Origin of the sequence: Streptomyces sp. NPDC058637 (assembly GCF_042717325.1) — a bacterium.
Lineage (GTDB): Bacteria > Actinomycetota > Actinomycetes > Streptomycetales > Streptomycetaceae > Streptomyces.
Genome location: NZ_JBHXRD010000013.1, coordinates 94,888 through 118,153, shown reverse-complemented (window position 1 = coordinate 118,153; position 23,266 = coordinate 94,888). Strand labels below are relative to the sequence as shown.

At 71.6% G+C, this 23,266-nt stretch carries 24 protein-coding genes; 13 read left to right on the top strand and 11 right to left on the bottom strand.

All coding sequences use genetic code 11. The features are described 5' to 3' along the window. Positions 1–139 precede the first annotated feature (139 nt). From ACFWVP_RS15900 to ACFWVP_RS15880, 5 genes are all read right to left on the bottom strand, one after another. Complete coding sequence (locus ACFWVP_RS15900) at positions 140–1,399, bottom strand: ROK family protein (RefSeq protein ID WP_384497038.1); 1,260 nt, start codon at positions 1,397–1,399, stop codon at positions 140–142. Between the two features lie 96 nt (positions 1,400–1,495). Next, on the bottom strand, positions 1,496–2,794 hold the full coding sequence (locus ACFWVP_RS15895) for a phytase (protein WP_384497151.1): 1,299 nt from the start codon (positions 2,792–2,794) through the stop codon (positions 1,496–1,498). Positions 2,795–2,984: 190 nt separating this feature from the next. Continuing rightward, positions 2,985–3,632 (bottom strand): DUF305 domain-containing protein, encoded by a 648-nt coding sequence (locus ACFWVP_RS15890; RefSeq protein ID WP_384497036.1) that lies wholly within the window; start codon positions 3,630–3,632, stop codon positions 2,985–2,987. Further along, positions 3,629–4,279, bottom strand: a complete 651-nt coding sequence (locus ACFWVP_RS15885; protein ID WP_384497034.1) for a DUF3105 domain-containing protein — start codon at positions 4,277–4,279, stop codon at positions 3,629–3,631. The genes ACFWVP_RS15890 and ACFWVP_RS15885 overlap by 4 nt, the downstream gene beginning before the upstream one ends. Positions 4,280–4,403: 124 nt before the next feature. Next, positions 4,404–4,832, bottom strand: a complete 429-nt coding sequence (locus tag ACFWVP_RS15880; RefSeq protein WP_384497033.1) for a hypothetical protein — start codon at positions 4,830–4,832, stop codon at positions 4,404–4,406. A gap of 61 nt (positions 4,833–4,893) precedes the next feature. Here ACFWVP_RS15880 and ACFWVP_RS15875 point away from each other — a divergent pair, with 61 nt between their 5' ends. Beyond that, positions 4,894–5,769 (top strand): phospholipid scramblase-related protein, encoded by an 876-nt coding sequence (locus ACFWVP_RS15875; RefSeq protein WP_384497031.1) that lies wholly within the window; start codon positions 4,894–4,896, stop codon positions 5,767–5,769. A 29-nt stretch (positions 5,770–5,798) separates the two neighbouring features. On the opposite strand, the gene ACFWVP_RS15870 is transcribed toward ACFWVP_RS15875, so the two are convergent. After that, the gene (locus ACFWVP_RS15870) at positions 5,799–6,551 is read right to left on the bottom strand and encodes a VOC family protein (RefSeq protein ID WP_384497029.1); all 753 of its coding nucleotides are present in this window, start codon (positions 6,549–6,551) and stop codon (positions 5,799–5,801) included. Between the two features lie 150 nt (positions 6,552–6,701). Between ACFWVP_RS15870 and ACFWVP_RS15865 the strand changes: the two genes are divergently transcribed. Beyond that, entirely contained in the window at positions 6,702–8,405 is a 1,704-nt protein-coding gene (locus ACFWVP_RS15865) for an FUSC family protein (protein ID WP_384497027.1), read from the top strand. Beyond that, complete coding sequence (locus ACFWVP_RS15860) at positions 8,402–8,908, top strand: MarR family winged helix-turn-helix transcriptional regulator (RefSeq protein WP_384497025.1); 507 nt, start codon at positions 8,402–8,404, stop codon at positions 8,906–8,908. Before ACFWVP_RS15865 ends, ACFWVP_RS15860 begins: the two co-directional genes overlap by 4 nt. Positions 8,909–8,967: 59 nt before the next feature. Here the strand turns inward: ACFWVP_RS15860 and ACFWVP_RS15855 are convergent, their stop codons facing one another. Further along, positions 8,968–9,765, bottom strand: coding sequence for an IclR family transcriptional regulator (locus ACFWVP_RS15855; protein ID WP_384497023.1), 798 nt, complete (start codon positions 9,763–9,765; stop codon positions 8,968–8,970). Positions 9,766–10,197: 432 nt separating this feature from the next. On the opposite strand from ACFWVP_RS15855, the gene ACFWVP_RS15850 reads away from it, so the two are divergent. From ACFWVP_RS15850 to ACFWVP_RS15825, 6 genes are all read left to right on the top strand, one after another. Next, positions 10,198–11,856, top strand: a complete 1,659-nt coding sequence (locus tag ACFWVP_RS15850) for a sensor histidine kinase (RefSeq protein ID WP_384497021.1) — start codon at positions 10,198–10,200, stop codon at positions 11,854–11,856. Further along, on the top strand, positions 11,853–12,260 hold the full coding sequence (locus tag ACFWVP_RS15845; RefSeq protein WP_329205480.1) for a roadblock/LC7 domain-containing protein: 408 nt from the start codon (positions 11,853–11,855) through the stop codon (positions 12,258–12,260). The genes ACFWVP_RS15850 and ACFWVP_RS15845 overlap by 4 nt, the downstream gene beginning before the upstream one ends. Next, the gene (locus tag ACFWVP_RS15840) at positions 12,257–12,625 is read left to right on the top strand and encodes a DUF742 domain-containing protein (RefSeq protein ID WP_056792383.1); all 369 of its coding nucleotides are present in this window, start codon (positions 12,257–12,259) and stop codon (positions 12,623–12,625) included. The genes ACFWVP_RS15845 and ACFWVP_RS15840 overlap by 4 nt, the downstream gene beginning before the upstream one ends. Then, on the top strand, positions 12,606–13,220 hold the full coding sequence (locus ACFWVP_RS15835) for an ATP/GTP-binding protein (protein ID WP_384497018.1): 615 nt from the start codon (positions 12,606–12,608) through the stop codon (positions 13,218–13,220). Before ACFWVP_RS15840 ends, ACFWVP_RS15835 begins: the two co-directional genes overlap by 20 nt. An 87-nt stretch (positions 13,221–13,307) precedes the next feature. Beyond that, positions 13,308–14,834 (top strand): cytochrome P450, encoded by a 1,527-nt coding sequence (locus tag ACFWVP_RS15830; RefSeq protein ID WP_384497017.1) that lies wholly within the window; start codon positions 13,308–13,310, stop codon positions 14,832–14,834. 84 nt (positions 14,835–14,918) lie between these two features. Then, positions 14,919–16,262: a 6-phospho-beta-glucosidase gene (locus tag ACFWVP_RS15825; protein WP_384497015.1), complete on the top strand. Its 1,344-nt coding sequence runs from the start codon at positions 14,919–14,921 to the stop codon at positions 16,260–16,262. Between the two features lie 330 nt (positions 16,263–16,592). Here ACFWVP_RS15825 and ACFWVP_RS15820 read toward each other — a convergent pair whose 3' ends face one another. Both ACFWVP_RS15820 and ACFWVP_RS15815 read right to left on the bottom strand, forming a co-directional pair. Continuing rightward, positions 16,593–17,033: a hypothetical protein gene (locus ACFWVP_RS15820; RefSeq protein ID WP_384497014.1), complete on the bottom strand. Its 441-nt coding sequence runs from the start codon at positions 17,031–17,033 to the stop codon at positions 16,593–16,595. Then, positions 17,027–17,485, bottom strand: a complete 459-nt coding sequence (locus tag ACFWVP_RS15815) for an ATP-binding protein (protein WP_384497012.1) — start codon at positions 17,483–17,485, stop codon at positions 17,027–17,029. Before ACFWVP_RS15815 ends, ACFWVP_RS15820 begins: the two co-directional genes overlap by 7 nt. A 206-nt stretch (positions 17,486–17,691) precedes the next feature. On the opposite strand from ACFWVP_RS15815, the gene ACFWVP_RS15810 reads away from it, so the two are divergent. The 4 genes from ACFWVP_RS15810 (at position 17,692) to ACFWVP_RS15795 (ending at position 20,247) form a co-directional block, all read left to right on the top strand. Beyond that, complete coding sequence (locus tag ACFWVP_RS15810; protein ID WP_384497010.1) at positions 17,692–18,552, top strand: helix-turn-helix domain-containing protein; 861 nt, start codon at positions 17,692–17,694, stop codon at positions 18,550–18,552. Then, positions 18,552–18,788 (top strand): DUF397 domain-containing protein, encoded by a 237-nt coding sequence (locus ACFWVP_RS15805; RefSeq protein WP_384497008.1) that lies wholly within the window; start codon positions 18,552–18,554, stop codon positions 18,786–18,788. Before ACFWVP_RS15810 ends, ACFWVP_RS15805 begins: the two co-directional genes overlap by 1 nt. Positions 18,789–18,861: 73 nt before the next feature. Next, positions 18,862–19,671: an SAM-dependent methyltransferase gene (locus ACFWVP_RS15800; protein ID WP_384497007.1), complete on the top strand. Its 810-nt coding sequence runs from the start codon at positions 18,862–18,864 to the stop codon at positions 19,669–19,671. A 117-nt stretch (positions 19,672–19,788) separates the two neighbouring features. Next, positions 19,789–20,247, top strand: a complete 459-nt coding sequence (locus tag ACFWVP_RS15795) for a YchJ family protein (RefSeq protein WP_384497005.1) — start codon at positions 19,789–19,791, stop codon at positions 20,245–20,247. A gap of 27 nt (positions 20,248–20,274) precedes the next feature. Here ACFWVP_RS15795 and ACFWVP_RS15790 read toward each other — a convergent pair whose 3' ends face one another. Together ACFWVP_RS15790 and ACFWVP_RS15785 are read right to left on the bottom strand one after the other, a co-directional pair. Then, on the bottom strand, positions 20,275–22,347 hold the full coding sequence (locus tag ACFWVP_RS15790) for an MDR family MFS transporter (protein WP_384497003.1): 2,073 nt from the start codon (positions 22,345–22,347) through the stop codon (positions 20,275–20,277). A gap of 55 nt (positions 22,348–22,402) precedes the next feature. Beyond that, positions 22,403–23,239 (bottom strand): hypothetical protein, encoded by an 837-nt coding sequence (locus ACFWVP_RS15785; RefSeq protein WP_384497001.1) that lies wholly within the window; start codon positions 23,237–23,239, stop codon positions 22,403–22,405. Positions 23,240–23,266 lie beyond the last annotated feature (27 nt).

The following is a 23,266-nucleotide window of genomic DNA, read 5'->3' as shown; positions in this document are numbered from 1 at the left end:
CGTCGCGCGAAGAGGTGGTGTGGTCGACCGCCCCGAACCAGATTAGTCAGGCGACTGAACAAATATACGCCCAGGCCGGATCCCCGCCGAGGCGTGCCGGTCGCGGCCCGCCTCGGCGGGAAGCCCCCGCCCTGGAGCCTCAGCCCTCGGAACGGTCCGTCGGCCGGACGTACGCCACCGGGTCGGCCAGCACGTCCTGCACCACCAGGGCCGCCGCGCCCCGCGCCGCGTCACCCGCGACGGACGAGGCCCGCAGCCGGCCGCCGCCCCGCGACCAGAGGCCGGACACCACCCGGTCCGTCAGCTCCTCGTTGGCGGGCGCCGAGAGCCACGGCATCAGCCCCCGGTACATCCCGCCGAGCACCACCGCGTCCGGGTCGAACAGATTGACCGCGCCGGACAGCACCCGCCCCAGCATCCGTCCGGCGTCACCCACCGCCGCGACGGCCCGCGCGTCGCCCGCCTGGGCGCGCCGCTCCAGCTCCAGCACCCCGGCCGCACCGCCGCCGGACTCCTCGACCCCGGCCGCCCGCAGCAGTGCGGACTGACCCGCGTACTGCTCCAGGCAGCCACGGGAGCCGCAGCGGCACTCCGGGCCCGTCGGGTCGACCATCACATGGCCGATCTCCCCGGCGAAACCGTGTGCGCCGCGCAGCAGTTGGCCGTCCAGGACCAGGGCGCCACCGACCCCGATCTCGCCCGTCAGATACAGGAAGGTGCGAATCGGGTCGAGCCCGCCGAACCACAGCTCCGCCAGCGCCGCCAGATTCGCCTCGTTCTCCGAGCGCACCGGCAGCGGGTCCGTGCCGGGGCGCAGCCCGGCCAGTGACTCGGCGAACAGGGACTCGGCCGGGACCTGGTTCCAGCCCAGGTTCGGCGCCTGGCGCACCGAGCCGCCCGAGACGAGACCCGGCAGCGCGAGCGTGGCTCCGACCGGGTACAGCTCCTGCTCCCGTGCCGAGTCCAGGGTGCGCGCGGCGATCCGGGCGGCCCTGGCCAGCACCTCGTCGGGCGGGGCGCCGCGATTGTCCAGGTGCTCGGTCTGCCTGACCCGGCCGGTGCCGGCCAGATCCACGACGCACACCGAGACGTAGTCGATGTTGACCTCCACGCCGAGCCCGGCGGGGCCGGTGCGTGCCACCTTCAGGGCGGTGCCGGGGCGCCCGGCCTGCCCGCTGAAGGTCTTGCCCGACTCGGTGAGGAAACCGCTGTCGAGAAGCTGCTCGACCAGGGAGGACACCGCGGCCCGGGTGAGCCCGACCCGAGCCGACACACCGGCCCTGGTCGCCTCACCGGCCTCGCCCTCTTCCCGTACCGCGCGCAGCACGAGACTCAGGTTGTGGCGTCGCACGGTGTCCTTGTCCGCCTTGGACCCCAGGGGCGTGAGGTAGGTCTTCATATCATCGTCGAGCCTATGTGATGCATGGTGGGGAGGTGCCCGCGGTGCGCGGGCTCATCCCCACCGACGAGCCCCGGCAGTAGGCCGGGCGGAGGGTTACATGTCCGCCGCGTCCGTCACCGCACCCAGGTCGACGAACTTGAAGCCGGTCGCCTCCCGGCCTTCCCCGTCGCCCGACGCCGAGGTCTCGTGCCCGTCCTGGACGACCAGCAGCCCGTTCGGGTAGCGGCGGCCGAGGGGCTCGTTCAGCACGGCGGCGCCGTCGCACTCCTCGCTGCCGTCGAGGTCGTCCGACACGGCGGTGATCCGGAAGCCGCCCTCGTACTCGTTGTTCTCGGAGATCTCCCGGTCGTACAGGGCGAAGGTGTCGTCACCCTGGCTGGACGCCATCAGGTAGCCGTCGCCGTCGGACTCGCGGAAGAGCGTCAGCCCCTCGACGTCGGCCGCCAGCCGCTTGCCGCCGAAACCGGGGTCGGTGCCGGGCGCGCACTCCTCGGTCCCGGGGTCGTACGTCCCCGGGACGCCGTACTCGCGGACCTTGTCCACCAGGACCGGGCGGCCGTCGAGGCTCGCCGGGACGCGCCAGACGCCGACGTCCTCCTGGCCCGCGTAGAGCGTGCCGTTCGCCGGGTCGACGACCATGCCCTCGACCTGCGGCAGCTCGCCCGGCTCACCGCACGGGGTCCACGACGTGCCGTTCGGCAGCCGGAACGAGGACGGCAGGGAGAGTGTGCGGATCTTCTTGTAGCCGACCGTGCCCGACGCCGTCGGAAGCAGTTCCAGCAGGGCGAGATCGGTGGTGTTGCGCCGGCTGACGAGGGCGTACGAGCGTCCGGTGCCGCGGTCCTGCCAGGCGGCCAGCCCGTACGCGGTCCTCTGGTCGTTGATCTCGGCCTGGTCCGCCGAGAAGACCGGGGCGGCGGCCGGGTCCGTGACGTCCTTCAGCGGCTGTCCGGGGCGCGAGGGGTCGATGCGGTAGACGCGGAGGCGGTCGTTGCCCCGGTCGCTCACCACGGCCACGTCGGCGCGGCCCGTGGGCGTGCGCAGCCCGGTGACGAGGTCCACGTTGTTGAAACGGCCCGGCGCGTCGTCCTCGGTGGCCGCCGACGGTGCCGGAATCGACTGCACGAGCGCGGCGTCCAGGCCGTAGACCCGGAGCCCGCCCTCCTTCGCGGTCGCGACGACCAGGCTGCGATCGGGGTCGGCGCCGTTGCGCCAGATCGCCGGGTCGTCGGCATTGGCGTTGCCGCCCGCCTCGTCGTCGTACAGCGCCTTCGTCTCGGCCGTGGCGCCGACGGCCGGCAGCGACCTCGCCTGGGCGGAGGACAGCGGGACGAGCGTGATGAGGGCCGCGCCCATCAGGGCGGTGGCCGTGAGGCGCGGGGAGCGGTGCATACGCACGGATGCGTCCTGTCGTGAGAGGGGCATGTTCATGACTTGCCAGGAAGTGTCCGGCGACGGCGCGGTGTTCAGATGTCGGATCGGTGTGGGGTAAACGGGCGGAAGATGAATTCGGGCCCCTCGTGAGACGGTCCGGCCCCGGCGGCGACGCGCGCCACCGGGCCCGGACCGGGCCCGGACGGGCTCAGGGCCGCTCGCCCCGGGCCTTCAGCATGTCCGCCATGAGGGCGATCTCGGACTCCTGGCCACGGACCATGCCCGCCGCCAGGTTCCTGATCTCGTCCGTGCCCGCAGCACCGGCCGCCGCCCGCGCCATGTCGGCGCCCGCGCGATGGTGGACGGTCATCAGCCGGAGGAACAGCACCTCGGCGGCCCGGCCCTCGGCCGCCCGCAGCCGGTCCAGCTGCGTGTCGGTGGCCATGCCCGGCATCAGGGAACCGTCGGCGGGCGTGACCTTGTGCCCCATCCAGTCCATGGGCGGCCGGTCCGAACTCTTGGGCCTGTCCCACGTCTCCAGCCAGCCGAGCATCATGCCGCGCTGGTTGGCCTGGGTGTTGATGATGTCGTACGCGAGCCGCCGGACGTCCTCGTCGTCCGTGCGGTCCCGGACGACGAACGACATCTCCACCGCCTGCTGATGGTGGATCGACATGTCCCGGGCGAAGCCCACGTCGGCCGATGCCTCGGCAGGGGCGGACGCCCCGGAACCCGACGCGGGCGGGGAGGCCGAGGACGGCCGTACGACCATCACCAGCACCAGTCCCACCGCCACCAGGAACACCACGGCACCGGCCACCAGCAGCGAACGGGGCGCGCGCACGGCCGAGGTCACCTGGCGACCCCGCCGCTGCAGGCGGCACCCGGCTCGGGGGTCTGCGCGCCCTGGACGTACTTGGTGAAGAACTGCGCGACCCGTGCGTCGGTGGCGCTCTTCACCGTGAGCTGCTTGCCCCACGCACTGAGCATCAGCGGGTCCTTCTGGTCGGCCACCGGGCTCATCAGGGAGTAAGGCGTCTTGCCGACCCGCTCGGCGAGCGCCTCGACGTCGGCGTCCTTCGCCTTGTCGTTGTACGTGACCCAGACGGCGCCGTGCTCCAGCGAATGCACCGCGTTCTCGTTCGGTATCGCCTCGGTGTAGACGTCCGCGTCGCAGTTCATCCAGACCGGGTTGTGGTCCCCGCCGACGGGCGGGTTCATCGGGTAGTCGACCGGGGTCTGGACATGGTCCTGCTCCAGCTTGTCCCAGGACCGCTCGCCGGTGACGGGGGAGGTCCTGGCCTGCTCCTCGGCCTGGTCCTGCTCGTCGGCGGCGGACATCAGATAGCCGCCCCCGGCGACCAGTCCGGCGACCACGACGACGGCGGCGGTGATGGTGATGACGCGGCTCCGGCGCTCGATGGCCCGTTCCTTGCGGCGGGCCTCCTCGAGCTTGGCGCGGCGTGCGGCGGCAGGGCTGTTCTGGTTCTTGGCGGAAGCCATGTCAGGGTCCTCGGGTTCAGCGGAACGCAGGCGCGGGACACGCGCGATGCGGGCGGGGGAAAGGGCACGGGGGAGGCCGCCCCCGGCGCCGGTCATGGCGGGGGAGGGGCGGGCCCGGAGGCCTCTAGACCCGTTGGACCTGCAGACGGAGACGATCGACACAACCCGCACCGTCGTGGGAGGGACCTCTGATGACGGCGGCTCCGGTGGGCGGATCCGCCGGAACGACGACCGAGGTGCGGGGGAGCGCGACAGGGGCGGTGGGGCCCGGGAGCACGACGGGCGTCGAATGGCTCGTCGCGCCGTGGCAGGAACTGCCGGGACCGCGCTCGTCCGGGGCCTCGGCCCTGACGACCGACACGGCGGCGGACGGCACCGGGGTGAAGGCCCGGACGGCGGACGCGGCGGGCGCCTCGGTCCTGGGCGCGGCCGTGGCGGAGGGGGCGCAGCAGAAGAACACGGCCACCAGCGCGAGGAGCCAACCCAGCACGACGAACGGGGTGAACCCGCCCCGTCGCGCCGTCCGCTCAGTCCGCCTGGTCATCGCCGCCATCGTACGGTGCGTGAAGATTCAATGAGTGTGGGGCCACAGGTTGGCAGGATAGTGTGCCTCGGTGACCACGCAATCGAACATACCTGCGGGCTGGCATCCGGATCCTCATGGCGCGCCCCAGCTGCTGCGCTACTGGGACGGTTCCCGGTGGACCGAGCACACGCATCCGGCCCAGGGTCAGGCCGCCGCCGCGCAGGCTCCGGCGCAGGCTGCCGTGCCGCAGCAGCAGACGGCACCGCAGCAGGACATGCCTCAGCAGGGCTTCCCGCAGCAGGGCATGCCCCAGCAGGGCGTCCCGCAGCGGCAGACGGCACCGCAGCAGGGTGTGCCCAGTGCCGGGTCGTTGTTCAACCAGCAGGTCCTCGTCGTGAACCAGAAGGCCAAGCTGGTCGAGCTCACCAACGAGTACCGCGTCTTCGACCAGCAGGGCGCCACCGTCGGTTCGGTCGTCCAGGTCGGCCAGAGCGCGCTGCGCAAGGTCCTCAGGTTCGTCTCCAGCATCGACCAGTACCTGACGCACCGGCTGGAGATCCGCGACGCGTACGGGCAGCCGGTGCTGCTCCTGACCCGCCCCGCGAAGTTCATCAAGTCCCGTGTCGTCGTGCAGCGCCCGGACGGGCAGCCCGTCGGTGAGATCGTCCAGCAGAACGCCATCGGCAAGATCAACTTCGCCATGATGGTCGACGGCCGGCAGGTCGGCTCCATCAAGGCGGAGAACTGGCGCGCCTGGAACTTCGCCATCGTCGACCACGACGACGCCGAGATCGCCCGGATCACCAAGACCTGGGAAGGGCTCGCGAAGACCATGTTCACCACGGCGGACAACTACGTCCTGCAGATCCACTACCAGCTGCCCGAACCGCTGCTGAGCCTCGTCGTGGCGACGGCGCTGACCGTCGACACCGCACTCAAGCAGGACGCCCGCGGCTTCGGCTGAGCGGACCCCGCCCCGCAGGGCGGCGGGCCCTACGGCGCGTGGACGCCGAAGACGGCCCCCTGCGGATCGGCGAGCACCGCGACGGCCGGTCCGCGCGGGATGCGGATCGGCGGCACGATCGGCTCGCCGCCCGCCCCCAGCGCCGTGGCCGCCGTGGCCTCCACGTCGACGACCGTGAAGTACGGCAGCCAGCGGGATGGCGTATCGGCCTGCTCGTCCTCGCCCATCGCCTTCATGCCCCCGAACTCGGCGCCGTCCACGCCCCAGTGGGTGTACCGCTCCGTCGCGTCGACCGTCCAGCCGAACACGGTCCGGTAGAAGGCCGTCGCGCTCTCCGGATCAGGGGTCCGGAGCTCGGTCCAGCCCAGGGTTCCCGGATCGTTGAGGCGCCCCGCGCCCGCGAAGGCGCGGGCCTGCCAGAGCGAGAACGCCGCACCGGAGGGGTCGGCGGCCACCGCGAACCTGCCCTGGTCGAAGACGTCCATCGGCCCCATCAGCAGCGTGCCGCCCGCCGAGGTGACCGCGTCCACCGCCGCGTCCGCGTCCTTCGTGGCGAAGGAGACCGTCCACGCGGGCTGCTGCTCCGGACGGTAGAGGGGACTCAGGGCGGCGACCGCGTCCTCGCCGATACGTTCCACCGTGTAGCCGCCCGCCTCGGGCCGCGGGTCGGTCTCGGGCCGCCACCCGAAGAGCGCGGCGTAGAACGCCTTGGCGCCGGGCACGTCCGACGTGCTCAGCTCGACCCAGCAGGGGCCGCCGGGTACCGGTTCCGTGAGCTTCATGCCGCTGCCCTCCCGAGGCGCGCCGCGCGGCGCGTTCCTACGCTGTCGTGGAGACGCTATGACCGTGCGAGGACGTCGGCGACCGGAAACGGCCGGGCTCCCACCGCCTCCAAAATGTTTTACGAGTGTAATACCTGCTAACGTAATTGGGTGAGTGATACAGCCGTGCGATCCCGGAAGCCATCCGTCCACAAGCTGCCGGTGACCGGCATCCTGCGGCTGAAGAGTCCTGCGGAGATCTGGTTCAAGCCCGCGCTGAGCGTCGTCGTCGCCTCCGCGGTGCCGAATCTGCTGTTGTACTCCCTCGACCGCCTCGACCTCGTGATGTACACGATGGCGGGTTCGCTCTGCGCGCTCTACGGACACGACCTGCCGTACGCCCGGCGCGCCCGCACCGTCGTCGGCGTCGTCCTCGGCATGGCCGCGGGCCTCGCCGTCGCCCTGCTCACCGCGTCCGCCACCGACTCGACCGCCGTCCTGATCGCCGTGGGCGCCGTTCTCGCGGCCGTGCAGAGGACACTCTGCGACGCCACCCGCATCGGCCCGCCTGGCAACGTCATCTTCACCTTCGTCACCTCGGCCGCGCTCTTCTCCCCGCAGGAGCCCGGCCAGGTGCCCGGACACCTCGCGCCGGCGCTGGCCGCGGGCGCCTTCTCCTGGCTGGTCACCGTCGGCCCCGCCCTGGGGCGCAGGGAGGGGCCCGAGCGCCGGGCCACCGCCCGCGCCCTCGACGCCGCCGCCGCCGTCCTGGCCGACCCCGGCCCACGGACCAGGCACGCGGCGGCCGCCGCCGTCCAGGCAGCCTGGCAGTCGCTGCTCGCGGCCGGGAAGCCCACCGCCGTACGCCAGGAACTCGAACGACTCGTGGTCCACGCGGAACGGGCCCTCGCCACAGCCTCCTCCGGCGGCCGCGTCAGCGGCGCCGACGCCCAGCAGCTGACCGCGTGGGCGGCCCAGACCCGGGCCCGCGGACCCGTACCCGGCCCGCCGCCCGCACCCGGCACCGTCGAGCAGCTCTTCGGCATCGACGCCGGGCGGTCCGGGCAGCGGATCAGACGCGGGCGCCGCGAGGCACGGCACAGGATCCTGCGCGCCCTCGCGCCAGGCTCCCCGGTGCTGACCACCGCACTGCGCACCCTTGTCGGCTGCGCCCTCGCCGGATACGTGTCCTCGGCCCTCGGGGTGGGCCACCCCTACTGGGCCGTCGTCACCGCGGCCTCCGTGTACCAGCCCAACCTCGCCCTCTCCTGGAGCCGGGCCCTCCAGCGCGTCTTCGGCAACCTCATCGGTGTGGTGGTCTTCGCCGCCGTCATCCCGGTCGCCCGGCTCGACCCGCTGGCCCTGATCCTGTGCGTCCTGTTCTTCAACTTCGCCGCCGAGGCCCTGATCACCCGTAACTACTGGCTCGGCTCCGTCGCCGTCACCCCGATGGCCCTGCTGATCGTGGAATTCGCCGGAGTCCAGCCGGCCGGGGTGCTGATCAGCGACCGCGCCCTGGACACCCTCGTCGGCGCCGCGGTCGGACTGCTCGCCGCCGTCGCCGTACCCGACCGCCGGGCGGGCGGCCGTGTCGAACGGGCCCTCGCCGCCACGGAGGACGCCCGCGCCCGCGCCGAACGGGTCCTCGCCGACCCGGCCGCCGACGCCCTCACCCTCGGAACGGCCCGCAGGAGGCTGACCTGGGCCCTCGTCGAGCTGCGTGACGCCGGCGACATCGCCGCGGGCGAATGGTGGCAGCGCGCCCTGCCCGAGGAGGAGATGCTCGCGGCCGAACAGGCAGGACACCGTACGCTCGCGGCGACAGCACAACGGCAGGGGCCGATCACCCTGCCCCCTGCGAACGGAGCGGTGTGACCGACGACATCGTGGCCTCGGTGGTACGGCAGTGGCATGCCGTCAACCCGGAGCTGGACACCGGACCGATGGAGCTCATCGGCCGCATCAACCGCTGCGCGGCCCTTCTCCAGCAGGCGGAGGACGCCCCGCTGCGCGCCGCCGGACTGACCCGCGCCGAATTCGACCTGCTCGGCGCGATGCGGCGCAACGACCGCGAACTCACCCCCGGTGAGCTGGCCCGCGAGACCTTCTCGTCGGGTGCCGCCGTCACGAAACGGCTCCGCGCCCTCCAGGAGAACGGTCTGATCGGCCGCCGCGGCGACGTGCGGGACCGCAGGGTCGCGTATGTCGGGCTGACCGACGAGGGCCGCGCACTGGTGGACCGGCTGCTGCCCGAACAGCTCGCCTACGAACGCTCCGTGCTGTCCGGCCTCGACGAGCGGACCCGCGACGGGCTCGGCGGACAGCTCAGCGAACTCCTCGTGCACCTGGAGGGCCGCCTCGGCGGGGCCCGCCGATGAGGAGCCCGGCCCGGGGAGCACGGGAGGCCGGGGGCCCTCGGTGGCGGGCCCCGCCGTCCTCAGGGAAGGGCGGCGGGCAACAGGGCCGCCGACCGGCGTAGTTGCTCCGCCCGTTCGGCCAGGGCCGCGTCGTCGCCGCGGTCGGCCGGGGAGGCCGCGCTCAGGGCCAGCCGGTCGCGCCGGCTCGCCCCCACCAGAGTCACCGCCACGGCGTGCAGCCCCGGTACGCACTCGCCCCTGCTGAAGGCCCGGCCGAGCTCGCGGACCTCCGCGAGCTCGGCCAGCAGCCCGGTCCGGGAGACGAGGGTGCGGGAGGTGACCGCGGTCAGCCGCTCCTGCGGATAGAGAGCACAGACCTGATCGGCCGTCAGCCGGGCGAGGAGGATCTTGCCGGCCGCGGTCGCGTGGGCGGGCAGGGACCGGCCGGTGTCCGGCATCACCCGCACCGGGTGCGCCGACTCGCGGCCGTCGGTGAGGACGACCTGACCGCCGATCAGCGCCGCGCTCTGTACGGTCTCCCCGGTCCGCCGTACCGCGTCGTCCAGGACCGCACCGAGCCGCACACGCAGTTCCGCGCCGAAGCCCGCCGGACGACCGAGCACCAACAGCTCGGGCCCCGCCTCGTAACCACGGCCCGAGGGGTCACGCGCCGCGAAACCGCGGCCCTCCAGGGTGCTCAGGACCCGGTGCGCGGTGGACCGGCCGATACCCAGCCGCCGGGCGGCCTCGCTCACGGTGAGTGTCTCCGCGGTGAGGAACAACTGCATCAGCCGGAGACCGGTGTCCAGGGACTCGATGGTGTAGGCCCCGGCGGGCATTTCCGCCGTAGACCCTCCGTACACCCGTCCGTCGATCATGAATCTGCTCCTTTCGATCCGATTCGATCGCATGTGCCCTTGTCCCGTTGTGCGGTGCATTCGAATTCGTACACGCGTGGAGTCTTCGCCTCAACGTTCGCGCAATTTCGGCTCCTTGCTGGAAACCTGCCCGAGGAAGCAGGGGTGAGCGCCCCGCGCATTGTCCCGCAGGGCGGTACGCACGGGTCTGCTTTCCACCCATTCCCTCCGGCCGTCACTCCCCGCGCACGCCTGGCGGCAGTGTGTGCAAAAACTGGTGAGTGTATTACCGCCGGAGTGCTCGCGCAGGGGGTTGGGCGAATATGCCGAAGCACTGTTCTGATCTGGCTAGGCTCACGCGCAGTGAAGTCGAGTTGATATGAATTCGAGCACTTGTTCATAACTGTCCGTACAAGTGCGTCTACCTCCCGAATCAACCGCCAGAGGGTTCAGATGGTTCGTGTTGAATCACCGCCGACAAGCAGAGACATCCCCGTGGTCCGCGCCGCGCTGTTGCCCGTCGTACTGATGGCCGGTGCCACGGCGGCCGGCGCGGCACCGCTCACCGGGGCCACCCGGGCGGCAGTCGTCTGGTGCGGTGCGATCGCCACAGTCGTGGTCGCCACGCTCGCCGTCGCGCTCAACCGCCGCAAGCGGGCGGCGCGCGTCCAGCGCGCCGAGTACGAACAGCGCATCGCCTACCTGGAACACCGCGTCGCCGCGCACGACCAGGAGACCGTACGGCTCACCAAGGAACTCCTGCCCGCCGCGATCCGGCGGCTGCGTGCCAGCAACTCGCCGCAGGAGGTGATGCGCGACATCGTCGACGCGGACGAGTCGTATCGCAACCTCCCCAAGGCGCAGCGCGCCCTGGTCCTCCAGGTCCTCGACATCATCGACAACGAGGAGGCGATGCGTGACTCCGCGCAGCGCGCCTTCGTCAGCGTCGCCCGCCGTGTCCAGGCCATCGTCCACCGACAGGCCAGTGAGCTCAGGGAGATGGAGGACCACCACGGGCGCAACCCCGAGGTCTTCGACGACCTGCTCCGCATCGACCACGGCACGGCACTGATCGGACGGCTCGCCGACTCCATCGCGGTACTCGGCGGCGCCCGGCCCAGCCGTCAATGGCCCAAGGCCGTACCGCTGTTCAGCGTTCTGCGCGGTGCCATGTCCCGGATCCTCGAGTACCAGCGCGTCGACCTGCACTCGATCGCCAAGATCGCCATCGTCGGCACCGCGGTCGAACCGCTCATCCACGCCTGCGCCGAACTCCTCGACAACGCCACCCGCTACTCCCCGCCGCAGACCCGGGTGCACGTCACAGCGGTCGAGGTGCAGACCGGCATCGCCATCGAGATCGAGGACGGCGGGGTCAGCCTCAGCGAAGAGGCCCGGGCACGGGCCGAGAACATGCTCGCCCAGGCCCAGGCCGGCATCAACATGAACGACCTCGGAGAGTCGCCCCGGCTCGGCATGGCCGTCGTCGGCCGCCTCTCCCGGATGTACCAGCTCCAGGTCTCCCTGCGGCAGTCCGCGTACGGCGGTGTCCGTGCCGTGCTCATCATCCCCCGCGACATGGTCACCACCGGGCCGGCTCCCGGTATCGCGCACGGCATCGGTGCCACCTCGCGCCCGCAGAGCTCGCTCGACATGTCGCAGCTGCAGCACGTCGTACCGCCGCGCGGCAAGCGCAAGGCCCGCCCCGCCGCGACCGGACCCGTCCCGTCGGTCACGGCACCCCCGGCCGGATCCGTGCCGGCTCCCGAGGCCGCCCTCGCGGCCCGGCCCGCCGTCCCCGTCGCGATGGACGACGACGAGATCGTGGTCACCGAGTGGACGGCCGGCGGACTTCCGCAGCGTCGCAGCCGCGGCCGCGCGCCTCTCGGTTCGCACAACCTTCCGCAGCAGCACACGGCCCCGGCCGCCGAGCTCGCTCCCGGAGCGCACCACAACGGACACCACGGCAGCAACGGCGGACGGCCGGGCGGCGACGAACCCCCGCCCGGACTCTGGCTGGAGGCCTTCACCCAGGCCGTCAACGGTGTGCCGCAGGAACCGAAGAACGGCGAAGACTCCGACGACGCGTGGGACAAGGGAGATCTGAAGTGATCCAGCAGCGGGGAAACATGGACTGGATGCTCAAGGAACTGGCCGACGACGTACCGAGCATCCACCAGATCGTGGTGCTCTCCTCGGACGGCCTGCGCATCGCCCGGCACGGCGGCGACCCCGACGTCGCCGACCGGCTCGCGGCGGCCTGCGCCGGACTGCAGAGCCTGGCCGCCGCCGTCGCCACCGAGATCCCGTACAGCGACGGCCTGATGAAACTCGTCGTCATCGAGGTCACCGGAGGGTTCTTCTACCTGATGGCCGCCGGGACCGGTGCCTACCTCGCTGTCCTCGCCGGGGAGACCGTCGACGCCGGACTGGTCGGCGCCCGCATGCGCGACATGGTCGTCCGTATCGGCGCGCACCTGACGAGCCCTCCCCGACATGACGGGCAGGCCGGATGAGTGCTCCCCGGCGAGAACGCCGAAAGGCCGACCCGGCGCTGAGCGACCCGGAACGGCTGTACGTGATCACCGGTGACACCGACGGTGAGAGGGCCGCGCTCGACCTCGTCACCATGGTCGTCGCACAGGCCGAACCGTCGCCGACGGTCCAGCCCGAGCAGGCCGCGATCCTGCGGCTCTGCAGGGCACCGTTGTCCGTCGCCGAGATCTCGGCCTATCTGAGCCTGCCCTTCAGCGTGGTCACCTCGCTCCTGACAGAACTACTGGCGACCGAGCTGATCGAATCGCGTGCGCCCATCGTCCGCGCCGCGCTCCCGGACCGGTCCCTCCTCGAAGCGGTGATGCATGGACTTCAGAAACTCTGACACGATCACGGGCCCCCGCACCGAGGACGTCCTTCCCACCACGGCCACGGCCGCGGTGAAGGTCGTCATCGTCGGAGGGTTCGGGGTCGGCAAGACGACCATGGTCGGATCGGTGAGCGAGATCCGGCCCCTGACGACCGAAGAGACCATGACCCAGGCCGGCGTCGGCGTGGACGACAACGCGGGGGTGGAGAGCAAGACCTCCACCACCGTGGCCATGGACTTCGGCAGGATCAGCCTCAGCGAGGAGCTGATCCTCTACCTGTTCGGCACCCCCGGCCAGGAACGCTTCTGGTTCCTGTGGAACGGACTGTTCGAAGGCGCCCTCGGAGCCGTCGTCCTCCTCGACACCCGGCGGCTCCAGGTCAGCTTCGACGTCATCGGCCGGCTGGAGGAGCGCGGCGTGCCGTTCGTCGTCGCCGTCAACACCTTCCCCGACGCGCCGAACCACCCCGTCGAGGCCCTGCGCAACGCCCTCGACCTGCCGGAAGAGGTCCCGATAATCGACTGCGACGCCCGGCTGCGCACCTCCAGCCGAGACGTGCTGATGGCGCTGATGCGCTACCTGCACAGCCTGGCCGTCCCGCTCGGCTGACGGTGGCGCGCGCGTCCCCCTCCGCGCACACCCCCTCCCGAGCGTCCCCCTGCCCGAACCCTGGAATGCCCTATCCCTGGAGCATCTGTGAACTCCCCTTTCCAGCACGAACCCGGAGCGGCCACGGGGCCCGTTCCGCCCCCCGAATGCCCGGCACACGGCCTCGTCGGCGGAATCGGTCCCGGCGGTCTGCGACGGCTGTTCGGCCCCGAGGCCGAGGAGGACCCCGCAGCCCTGTACGACAAGCTGCGCGCCGAACACGGCACCGTGGCACCCGTACTGATGCACGGAGACGTCCCCGCCTGGCTGGTGCTCGGTCACAGCGAGAACCTGCACATGACCCGGACGCCCTCGCAGTTCTCCCGCGACTCCCGGCGCTGGCGGGCCCTGCAGGACGGCAGCGTGGCCCCGGACCACCCGCTCGCCCCGGTCTTCACCTGGCAGCCCGTCTGTTCCTTCGCCGAGGGCGACGCCCATGAGCGGCTGCGCGGCGCGGTCACCGACAGCATGGCCCGCATCGACACCCGCGGGGTCCGCCGCCACATCAACCGGTACAGCAACCGGCTCGTCAACGACTTCTGCCAGGGCGGCCGGGCCGAGCTGGTCACCCAGTTCGCCGAGCGGCTGCCGATGATGGTGATGTGCGCGATCATCGGCATGCCCGACGAGTACGACGACCGCCTGGTGCAGGCCGCCCGCGACATGACACGGGGCACCGAGACCGCCGTCGCGAGCAACGCCTACATCATCGGCGCGCTGAACCGGCTGGTCGAACGCCGCAGGGCCGCCCCGGCCGAGGACTTCGCCACCTGGCTCGTCGAACACCCCGCCGGGCTCACCGACAAGGAGGTCGCCGAGCACCTGCGGGTGGTCCTCGTCGTCGCGTACGAGACGACCGCCAACCTCATTGCCAACGTGCTGCGCATGGTGCTCACGGACCCCCGCTTCCGGGCCAGGCTCAGCGGGGGCCACATGACGGTGCCCGAGGCGGTCGAGCAGACCCTGTGGGACGAGCCGCCGTTCACCTCCGTCCTGGGCCGCTGGGCGGTCGGCGACACCGAGCTCGGCGGGCAGCAGATCAAGGCCGGCGACGCCCTCATCGTCGGCATCGCACCCGCCAACACGGACCCCGTCGTACGGCCCGACCTCAACGCCAACATGGAGGGAAACCGCGCCCACCTGGCCTTCAGCAGCGGGCCCCACGAGTGCCCCGGCCAGGACATCGGGCGCGCCATCGCCGACGTCGGTGTCGACGCCCTGCTCATGCGGCTTCCCGACCTGGAACTCAGCATCGAAGAAAGCCAGTTGAGCTGGGTCGGCAACTTCGTCTCACGGCACCTGGTGGAGCTTCCCGCACGGTTCGCCCCGAGCCCGCAGCAGGAGGTCGAGGCCGACCCGCCGATCGCCCCCCGGCGGCGGCCCGGCAGCGACTGGGAGGTGTCGTCCCCCGCCGCGCCCAGGGACACCAAGGCCGTCCCGACGGGACACGCCCCGGTCGGCGTACGCACCGCCGATCCGGTGGCCGCGCCCGACGAGAGCGCCGTCGTTCCCGCCCAGCGGACCGGGCCGGGCAAGATCTGGCAGGCCGTCGCCCGCTGGTGGAACGGCCACTGACGGCAGCCGTGGGGCAGGTGGCCCCGGACCCCACGGGTCCGGGGTGCCGCGGCCCCGGGTGACGGCCCCGTACCATCGAGCAGCGTGAAGCTGACAATTCTTGGCGGTGGCGGATTCCGGGTCCCTCTCGTGTACGGGGCACTGCTCGGCGATCACGCCGAGGGCCGCGTCTCACGGGTGACCCTGTACGACACGGACGCGGACCGGCTCACGGCCGTCGCCCGGGTCCTCGCCGAACAGGCGCGGGACGTCCATGACGCGCCCGCCGTCGTCGCCACGGACGACCTCGACGAGGCCCTGCGCGGCGCCGACTTCGTCTTCTCCGCGATCCGCGTCGGCGGCCTCGCGGGCCGCGCGGCGGACGAACGCGTCGCACTCGACGAAGGCGTCCTGGGCCAGGAGACGGTCGGCGCGGGCGGTATCGCGTACGGGCTGCGCACCGTGCCCGTCGCGGTCGCCCTGGCCCGGCGCGTCGCCCGGGTCGCCCCGCACGCCTGGGTCATCAACTTCACCAACCCGGCGGGTCTGGTCACCGAGGCCATGTCCCGTCACCTCGGTGACCGGGTCATCGGGATCTGCGACTCACCGGTGGGACTCGGCCGACGGATCGCCCGGGTCCTGGGCGCGGACCCGGACCGGGCCCGGGTCGACTACGTCGGGCTCAACCACCTCGGCTGGGTGCGCGGTCTGGAGGTCGACGGCCGCGACGAGCTCCCGCGCCTGCTCGCCGACCCCGCCCTGCTCGGCTCCTTCGAGGAGGGCAGGCTCTTCGGCGCGGACTGGCTGCGGTCCCTCGGCTCGATCCCCAACGAGTACCTGCACTACTACTACTTCAACCGTGAAGCGGTCCGTGCCTACCAGCAGGCCGAACAGACCCGCGGTGCCTTCCTCCGCGACCAGCAGGAGGGTTTCTACGCCCGGATGAAGGACCCGGACGCCCCGGCGCTCACCACCTGGGACCGTACGCGCGCCGAACGCGAGGCCACGTACATGGCGGAGAACCGGGACGTGGCCGGGGCCGGCGAGCGCGAGGAGAGCGATCTGGACTCCGGCGGCTACGAACAGGTGGCGCTCGCCCTGATGCGGGCCGTCGCCCGCAACGAGCGGACCTCCCTGATCCTGAACGTGCGCAACCGGGGCACCCTCTCGGTGCTCGACGAGGACGCCGTCATCGAGGTGCCCTGCATGGTCGACGCCAACGGCGCCCACCCCGTGACCGTCGATCCGCTCCCGTACCACGCGGTCGGCCTGGTCACCGCGGTCAAGGGCGTGGAACGCGCGGTGCTGGAGGCGGCGGAGACCGGCTCGCGTGCCGCGGCCGTGCGCGCCTTCGCCCTGCACCCGCTGGTCGACTCCGTCTCCGTGGCCCGCCGGCTGGTCGAGGGGTACACGAGGGTCCACCCCGGGCTCGCCTACCTCACCTCATGAACGAGGTCAGGCGTCTTTCCCGGCCAGGAGTTCGCTGCTGACCAGGAGGTGCGGCCGTGCCTCCAGCCGTCCGGCTGGAACTCACCAGCGCGCATTGCCCGTCTCGTCGCGCACGACGGCTTCCAGCCGCTGCTCGACGGCGTCGTAACCGACACGCTCCACCTCGGTCGGCCGACGAGGGATTGACGACGAATCACGGCTGACCCCCGTGGCCCCGTCACCGATCACGAACCGCTACGCCGCCCGCCAGGCTCAGCTCCCGGCCCGGCGGCCGGGGGTCCGGGTCGTCCGCCCGCAGGGCCGCCCTCGGGAGGCGACCGCGACGAGGGGTCAGGGAGCGGGCACGGCGTCCGGCCGGCCGGACGGAGCCCAGGACGGTGTGACCCCGGTGACCTGGCACACCATGAGGAAAAGCGGAATGGGCGGCGTATAGGGCGTACGGCTGTCCGGCGCGTGGATCAGCCGGGGGCGCCCGGCCGGGACATACGCCCCCGTGGCGTACGAAGCCTGCTCCGGCCAGTCCAGATCGAGATCCGAGCCCGACGGGACGATCCACCACCACCGGTCCGCGTCGGCGAACACGCACCCGGCGCGTGGCAGGTGGGACATCAACCGGAATCCGTATCGGGCGGGCACGCCGACCGCGTCGCAGCCCAGGCTCGCCGACAGCGCGGGCGGCAGCGGCAGCCGGACACGGCCCGGCACGCCGACGTCCTCCTGGGGACGGCCGACACGTGCGCCGAACAGCTGGGACAGGGCCTTCTTCAGCATGCGCGCTCCGTGCCGTAGGCCAGCTCCGCCCACACGATGCGCCCCGAGCGGTTCCCCGCGTCGTGGGACCCCCACGCCGCGCACATGGAGTCCACGAGCAGCAGCCCGCGCCCGTGTTCGTCGTCCGCGCCGAGCTGCAGCCGTGGACCGCCGGGCTGGTGGCCCTGGTCCTGCACCGACACGCGCAACCGCCCGTCGGAGCACCGGAGCTCGCAGACGACCCGCGCGCTCGCGGTGTGCACCACGGCGTTGGTGACGAGCTCGGAGACGATCAGGACCGCGGCGTCGTACGTGTCCCCGCCCAGCCGCCACTCGTCGAGCCGGTCTCTCGTGAGGCGCCGCGCACCGGCCACCGACTCGGGGTGCGCGGGCAGCGCGAAGCAGTAACGGAGCGCTTCCGTCCCGGGACTGAGATCCATGAGCCGGGGGATGAGCGCACTGCCAGGTGCCACGACAGATTCCTCACAGTGGGGGCTGCGTCACGCTTCGCACCGTACGGAAATGGGGCCGGACACGACTACGTGAACTCGTTCACGCACCAACTCTCCCCCTGACAAGAACACTTGGCAAGAGGCACTCTGAAATTTCCAGAGTGGAAGTGTTCCTCGGAGCGGGCGCATGGCACACTGCTGGCAAACAGCGCATCGGGAGGTCTGAAGTGAGCGAACCGCGGTCCGCCCCGACCGTGGGCCAGGTCGTTCTCGGCAAGCGTCTGCAGGATCTGCGGGAGCGTGTCGGCCTGAGCCGCGATCAGGCCGCCAAGGTGCTCCGTGTCGCCCCCGGGACGATACGCAGGATGGAGACCGCCGAGGTCGGGCTGAAGGTCCCCTACGTCCAGCTCCTCCTGAAGGCCTACGGGATCGCCGACGACGAGGCCGAGGCCTTCGTCGACCTCACCGAAGAGGCCAACAAGCCGGGCTGGTGGCAGCGCTTCCACGATGTGCTGCCCGACTGGTTCAGCATGTACGTCAGCCTGGAGGGAGCCGCGAGCCTCCTGCGCACCTACGAACCGCACTTCGTCCCCGGCCTCCTGCAGACCGAGGACTACGCGCGCTCCGTCCTTCGCACCGGGGCCGTGGGCCAGACCAGGCCCGAGGACATCGAGCGCCATGTGGCGCTGCGGATGGAGCGGCAGTCCCTGCTCACGAAGGACGACGCGCCGAAGCTGTGGGTGGTCATGGACGAGACCGTCCTGCGCCGTCCCGTGGGCAGCCCCGAGGCCATGCGCGGGCAGGTCGACCGGCTGCTGGAAGCGACCGAGCTGCCCCATGTGACGTTGCAGATCGCGGAGTTCGCCACCGGCCACCACCCCGGCACCTACGGCCCGTTCGTCCTCTTCCGCTTCGCCGTGCCCGAACTGCCCGACATGGTCTACAGCGAGTACCTGACCGGCGCCGTCTACTTCGACGCGCGCCCCGAGGTGGCCTCCTACCTCGAGGTCATGGACCGCATGGCGGCCCAGGCCGCGACTGCGCAACGAACGAAGGAAATCCTCGGGGACTTCCGCAAGGAGCTGTGATGAACCACATATACAACGGCATGCCGGCCGCCGAGCTCGGCACGGAAGGCTGGTACAAGCCGTGGAGCGGCGGTAACGGGGGCAACTGCATCGAGGCCATGAAGCTGGCAGACGGCAGAGTGGCCGTCCGCCAGTCCGCGGACCCCGAGGGCCCCGCTCTCATCTACTCCAACGGCGAGATCGCCGCCTTCATCCAAGGCGCCAAGGCCGGTCAGGCAGACTTCCTTCTCACCTGACACCTGACACACAGCCACATATTCTCGCCCCACACGCTGTTCGCCGAGTGACCGCCGACCAACGGAGCGCGACATGACCGGGCAAGAGAACCACGCAGTCGAGATCGACACGAGCAAGCCGCATCCCGCACGGATGTACGACTGGTTCCTCGGCGGCAAGGACAACTACCCGGTCGACGAAGAGATGGCCCGCCAGCTGCTGACCCTGGACGCCCGGGGCGGTGACATGGCCCGGGTCAACCGGGCCTTCATGCACCGGGCCACCCGCTGGCTCGCCGAGCACGGCGTACGCCAGTTCCTCGACATCGGCACGGGCATACCCACCGAGCCGAACCTCCACCAGATCGCCCAGCAGGCCGCCCCGGACGCGCGCGTCGTCTACTGCGACAACGACCCGATCGTGCTCGCCCACGCGGCGGCCCTGCTGCGCTCCGCCCCCGAGGGCGCCACCGAGTACATCCAGGCCGACGCCCGCCGGCCCGACGCCATCCTCGAAGCGGCCGGCAAGGTCCTCGACTTCAGCCGGCCCGTCGCGCTGTCGCTCCTGGCCCTGCTGCACTTCATCGACGACGAGGACGGTGCCGCCGACCTCGTCGGCCGGCTCCTGGACCGGCTGCCCTCCGGCAGCTACCTGGTCCTCTCGCACACCACGGGCGACTTCGACCCCGAGGGCGCCGCCCAGGCACGTGCGCTGTACAAGGCGCGCGGCATGACCCTGCGGCCCCGCTCACGCGCCGAGCTCACCGCGTTCTTCGACGGGCTCGAACTCGTCGAGCCGGGCGTCTCGCTCTCCGCCGACTGGCGGCCGGAGCTCGGCGAGGTCATCGACGTCCCCGGCGACGACCCGATTCCCGGTTACGCGGGAGTGGCCCGCAAGCCCTGACCGCCGGCCCCGGCGGCCAGGTCCGACCGTCGGTCCCGAACGCCCCGGGCCGAAAGTCGTCAGGTCCCGGCCGCCCCGGGCCGACGGGCACCCCGGCCCGCGGGTCACAATGGACGCATGTCACGACGCACCTCACGCCCGCGCCGGCCGGGCGGCCCCGCCGCCACCGGAGCGGGCTCCCGGGAGATCACCCCCGCCTCGCCCTGCCCCTGCTGCGGGCCGGCCGCGTACGGGGACTGCTGCGGCCGGTTCCACACCGGCACCGCCGCCGCCCCGACGTGCGAGGCTCTGATGCGCTCGCGGTACGCGGCCTTCGTGGTCCGGGACGCCGCCTATCTGCTGCGCACCTGGCACCCGGAGACCCGTCCCGCGTCCGTCGACTTCGACCCGTCCATGCGCTGGACGGGCCTGGAGATCCTGGACACCACCGAGGGCAGCGCCTTCCACACCACCGGCACGGTCACCTTCCGCGCCCACTACACCGACGACGGCCGCCCCGACTCGCTCCACGAGAAGAGCCGCTTCGTCCGTCACGAGGGGGCGTGGGTCTACTCGACGGCGGTCTTCGTCGACTGAGGGACGACAGGTCCCCGCCCCCGGATCTCAGACCGTGGAGCCCGTGCGCTCCGCCGGTGCCAGCTCGTGCGCCAGGTCCTCCGCGAGCAGCCGCTTGGCGATGACGTCGACCGCGGCGTGCAGCTGCCGGTCGTCGGGCCGGGCACCGTCCTCGGCCAGCCGCTCGTGGAGCCAGCGCCCCCACGCGTCGGAGATCGTGGCCGCTTCCCGCCGGCCCGCCGCGGTGTGGGTGAAGAGGCGGCCGTCCCCGGTCAGATAGCCCTCCTCGATCATCCGGTCGAAGACCGGCACCAGCACCTCGGGCGGGATCCGGTGCCTGGCCGCGATCAGCTTGAGGCCGGCGTGGCCGACCATCCGGGTGAACAGGTCCACCTGCATCACCGCCCACGCCCCCGCCATGTCGAGGCGGGTGTCGGACTCCGCGACGATCCGCCTGGCCGTGTCGGGACCGGCGGCCCCCAGGACCCCGGCCACGGAGAATTCGAGCAGCTTCGCGGAGTCGCCGGTGCCCGGCTGGGCGAAGCCCTCGCCCATGTCGGTCGAATCACCGCGCGCGGTGTCGCGCAGCTTCACCTGTTTCAGGAACAGCGCCACGACGAACCCGATCAGGGCGACCGGGACCGTCCACAGGAAGACCGTGTGCAGCGTGTCCGCGTACGCCTGCGCCAGCGGAGCGGTCTGCTCGGCCGGGAGCGCGTGCACGGCCTGAGGGCTCTCCGCGGCCTTCACCAGCGTCGCGGGGTCGCCGCCCGCCCGGGCCGCCTGTTCGACGCCCTCCGTCAGATTCGGCCGCAGCGCGTTCGCGTAGATGGTGCCGAACACCGCCGTACCGAACGCGCTGCCCAGGGTGCGGAAGAACGTCACGCCCGATGTCGCCGTGCCCAGGTCCGAGTAGTCGACGGTGTTCTGCACGGCGATGATCAGCACCTGCATCGACAGGCCGATGCCCATGCCCAGGATCAGCATGTACAGCGACTCCAGCCAGACCCCGCTGTCCGGCCCCATGCGGGACAGCAGGAAGAGGCCGACCGCCATGACCAGCGAACCCACGACGGGGAAGATCCGGTAGTGGCCCGTCCTGCTGACCACGTTGCCGCTGAAGATCGAGGCGGCGAGCAGCCCGACCACCATGGGCAGCGTCCGCACCCCCGACAGCGTGGCCGAGTCCCCGTCCACGTACTGCAGGTACGTCGGCAGGAAGATCATCGCGCCGAGCATCGCGAAGCCCACGACGAAGCTGAGGACGGAGCAGACCGTGAACACCGGGTTCCGGAACAGCCGCATCGGCAGCATCGGTTCCTTCGCCCGTACCTCGACCACGCAGAACAGTGCCAGGGAGACGAGTCCGCCGACGAACAGACCGATGATGACGGGGGAGCCCCAGGCGTACTCGTTGCCGCCCCAGCTCGTCGCCAGGATCAGGGCGCTGGCGCCGATCGCGACCAGCGCGATGCCCAGGTAGTCGATGACCGGCCGTCCGGCCGCCTTCACCGCCGGGATGTTGCGGGCGGCCGCGATGACCACGACGATCGCGATCGGCACGTTGACGTAGAACGCCCAGCGCCAGGTCAGATGGTCGGTGAACAGCCCGCCCAGCAGCGGTCCGACGACCGTGGCGATACCGAAGACCGCGCCGATCGCCCCCTGGTACTTTCCGCGCTCGCGCAACGGGATGACATCCGCGATCAGCGCCATCGACGTGACCATGAGACCGCCCGCGCCGATGCCCTGCAGACCCCGCCAGATGATCAGCAGCAGCATGTTCGACGCGAGACCGCAGAGGAACGAGCCGGTGATGAAGATGACCGCCGAGATCTGGAAGATGAGCTTCCGGCCGAACAGGTCGCCGAACTTGCCGACCAGGACGGTCGCCACCGTCTCCGCCAGCAGATAGGCGGTGACGACCCATGACATGTGCTCGGCACCGCCGAGCTCCGAGACGATCGTGGGCAGTGCCGTTCCCACGATCGTCTGGTCCAGGGCCGCCAGCAGGATTCCGAGCACGATCGTCGCGAAGACGATGTTCCTGCGGCGGGGGTCGAGCACGGGTGGCGCGGCGGCACTCTGCGCGGCGGATGAGGTCTCGCTGGCAGTGGTCACGCTTGCACCCTCACACCGGCCACGGACCCCCGCACGTGGTGGAAGGCCGGACGGGTCAGGCCGTCAGCCTCCGCAGGGAGACCTTCATCCGGGCCACGAACGCCTCGCGGACCCCGGCCGGGACACGGTCGAGCGAGAGATACGGATTGAGGTCCTCCAGCTCGACGAGCAGCAGCCCGCCCTCCGCCGTCCGGCAGGCGTCCACCCGCTGGATGCCGTGGGTGAGGGTGTTCCACTCGACGAAGCGGCGGGCGAAGTCCAGATCGGCGGGGCCGGGCCCGTACGGCTCCAGCACCCAGCGGCGCTCCGGATCCGGTGCGTACAGGGCGTACTGGAAGTCCTGGTCGATGAAGTAGAAGGACACCTCGTAGCGGAAGTCGATCCTCGGCTGCACGAGCAGTGCGCCGTCGCCGCCCTCCGGCAGCACCGCGTCCGGGGTGAACCGCAGCCCCACCGAGTCCGCGCCGAGCTTCGGCTTGACCACGTACTCGTGTGCCCGGGGGAGCAGACCGAGGTCCGCCGTCCGGTCCACGGTGGGGATGACCGGATATCCGGCCCGGCTCAGATCGACCAGGTACTGCTTGCCCGCCATGTCCCCGCGCCCGTCGAGCGCGTTGAAGGCGGACAGGCCCAGCTCCCGCGCGCGGGCCCGGAAGGCGTCGTACGCCTCCTGGTAGTGCAGCACCGGTCCGCTGTTGCGCATGACCACGGCGTCGAAGCCGTCCAGCAGCGCCGCGGCGTCCCGAGGGTGACAGAGCGCGACGTCGAACTCCTCGCGCAGCCGGGAGGTCAGGAGGATGTCCTCGTCGCAGTAACGGCGGCCGCGCGCCTCGTAGGCGAGGTCGGTGACGAAGAGGAGGGCGGGGCGGGATCTGCCGGACGCGGGGTTCATGACGTTCTCCCAGGGGGTGCGGGACGG

Coding starts and splice junctions, on each gene's coding strand:
- ACFWVP_RS15900 (WP_384497038.1), bottom strand. CDS start 1,399: ATGAAGACCTACCTCACGCCCCTGGGGTCCAAGGCGGACAAGGACACC.
- ACFWVP_RS15895 (WP_384497151.1), bottom strand. CDS start 2,794: ATGCACCGCTCCCCGCGCCTCACGGCCACCGCCCTGATGGGCGCGGCC.
- ACFWVP_RS15885 (WP_384497034.1), bottom strand. CDS start 4,279: ATGGCTTCCGCCAAGAACCAGAACAGCCCTGCCGCCGCACGCCGCGCC.
- ACFWVP_RS15880 (WP_384497033.1), bottom strand. CDS start 4,832: ATGGCGGCGATGACCAGGCGGACTGAGCGGACGGCGCGACGGGGCGGG.
- ACFWVP_RS15870 (WP_384497029.1), bottom strand. CDS start 6,551: ATGAAGCTCACGGAACCGGTACCCGGCGGCCCCTGCTGGGTCGAGCTG.
- ACFWVP_RS15855 (WP_384497023.1), bottom strand. CDS start 9,765: ATGATCGACGGACGGGTGTACGGAGGGTCTACGGCGGAAATGCCCGCC.
- ACFWVP_RS15850 (WP_384497021.1), top strand. CDS start 10,198: ATGGTTCGTGTTGAATCACCGCCGACAAGCAGAGACATCCCCGTGGTC.
- ACFWVP_RS15840 (WP_056792383.1), top strand. CDS start 12,257: ATGAGTGCTCCCCGGCGAGAACGCCGAAAGGCCGACCCGGCGCTGAGC.
- ACFWVP_RS15835 (WP_384497018.1), top strand. CDS start 12,606: ATGGACTTCAGAAACTCTGACACGATCACGGGCCCCCGCACCGAGGAC.
- ACFWVP_RS15820 (WP_384497014.1), bottom strand. CDS start 17,033: ATGCTGAAGAAGGCCCTGTCCCAGCTGTTCGGCGCACGTGTCGGCCGT.
- ACFWVP_RS15805 (WP_384497008.1), top strand. CDS start 18,552: ATGAACCACATATACAACGGCATGCCGGCCGCCGAGCTCGGCACGGAA.
- ACFWVP_RS15800 (WP_384497007.1), top strand. CDS start 18,862: ATGACCGGGCAAGAGAACCACGCAGTCGAGATCGACACGAGCAAGCCG.
- ACFWVP_RS15795 (WP_384497005.1), top strand. CDS start 19,789: ATGTCACGACGCACCTCACGCCCGCGCCGGCCGGGCGGCCCCGCCGCC.
- ACFWVP_RS15785 (WP_384497001.1), bottom strand. CDS start 23,239: ATGAACCCCGCGTCCGGCAGATCCCGCCCCGCCCTCCTCTTCGTCACC.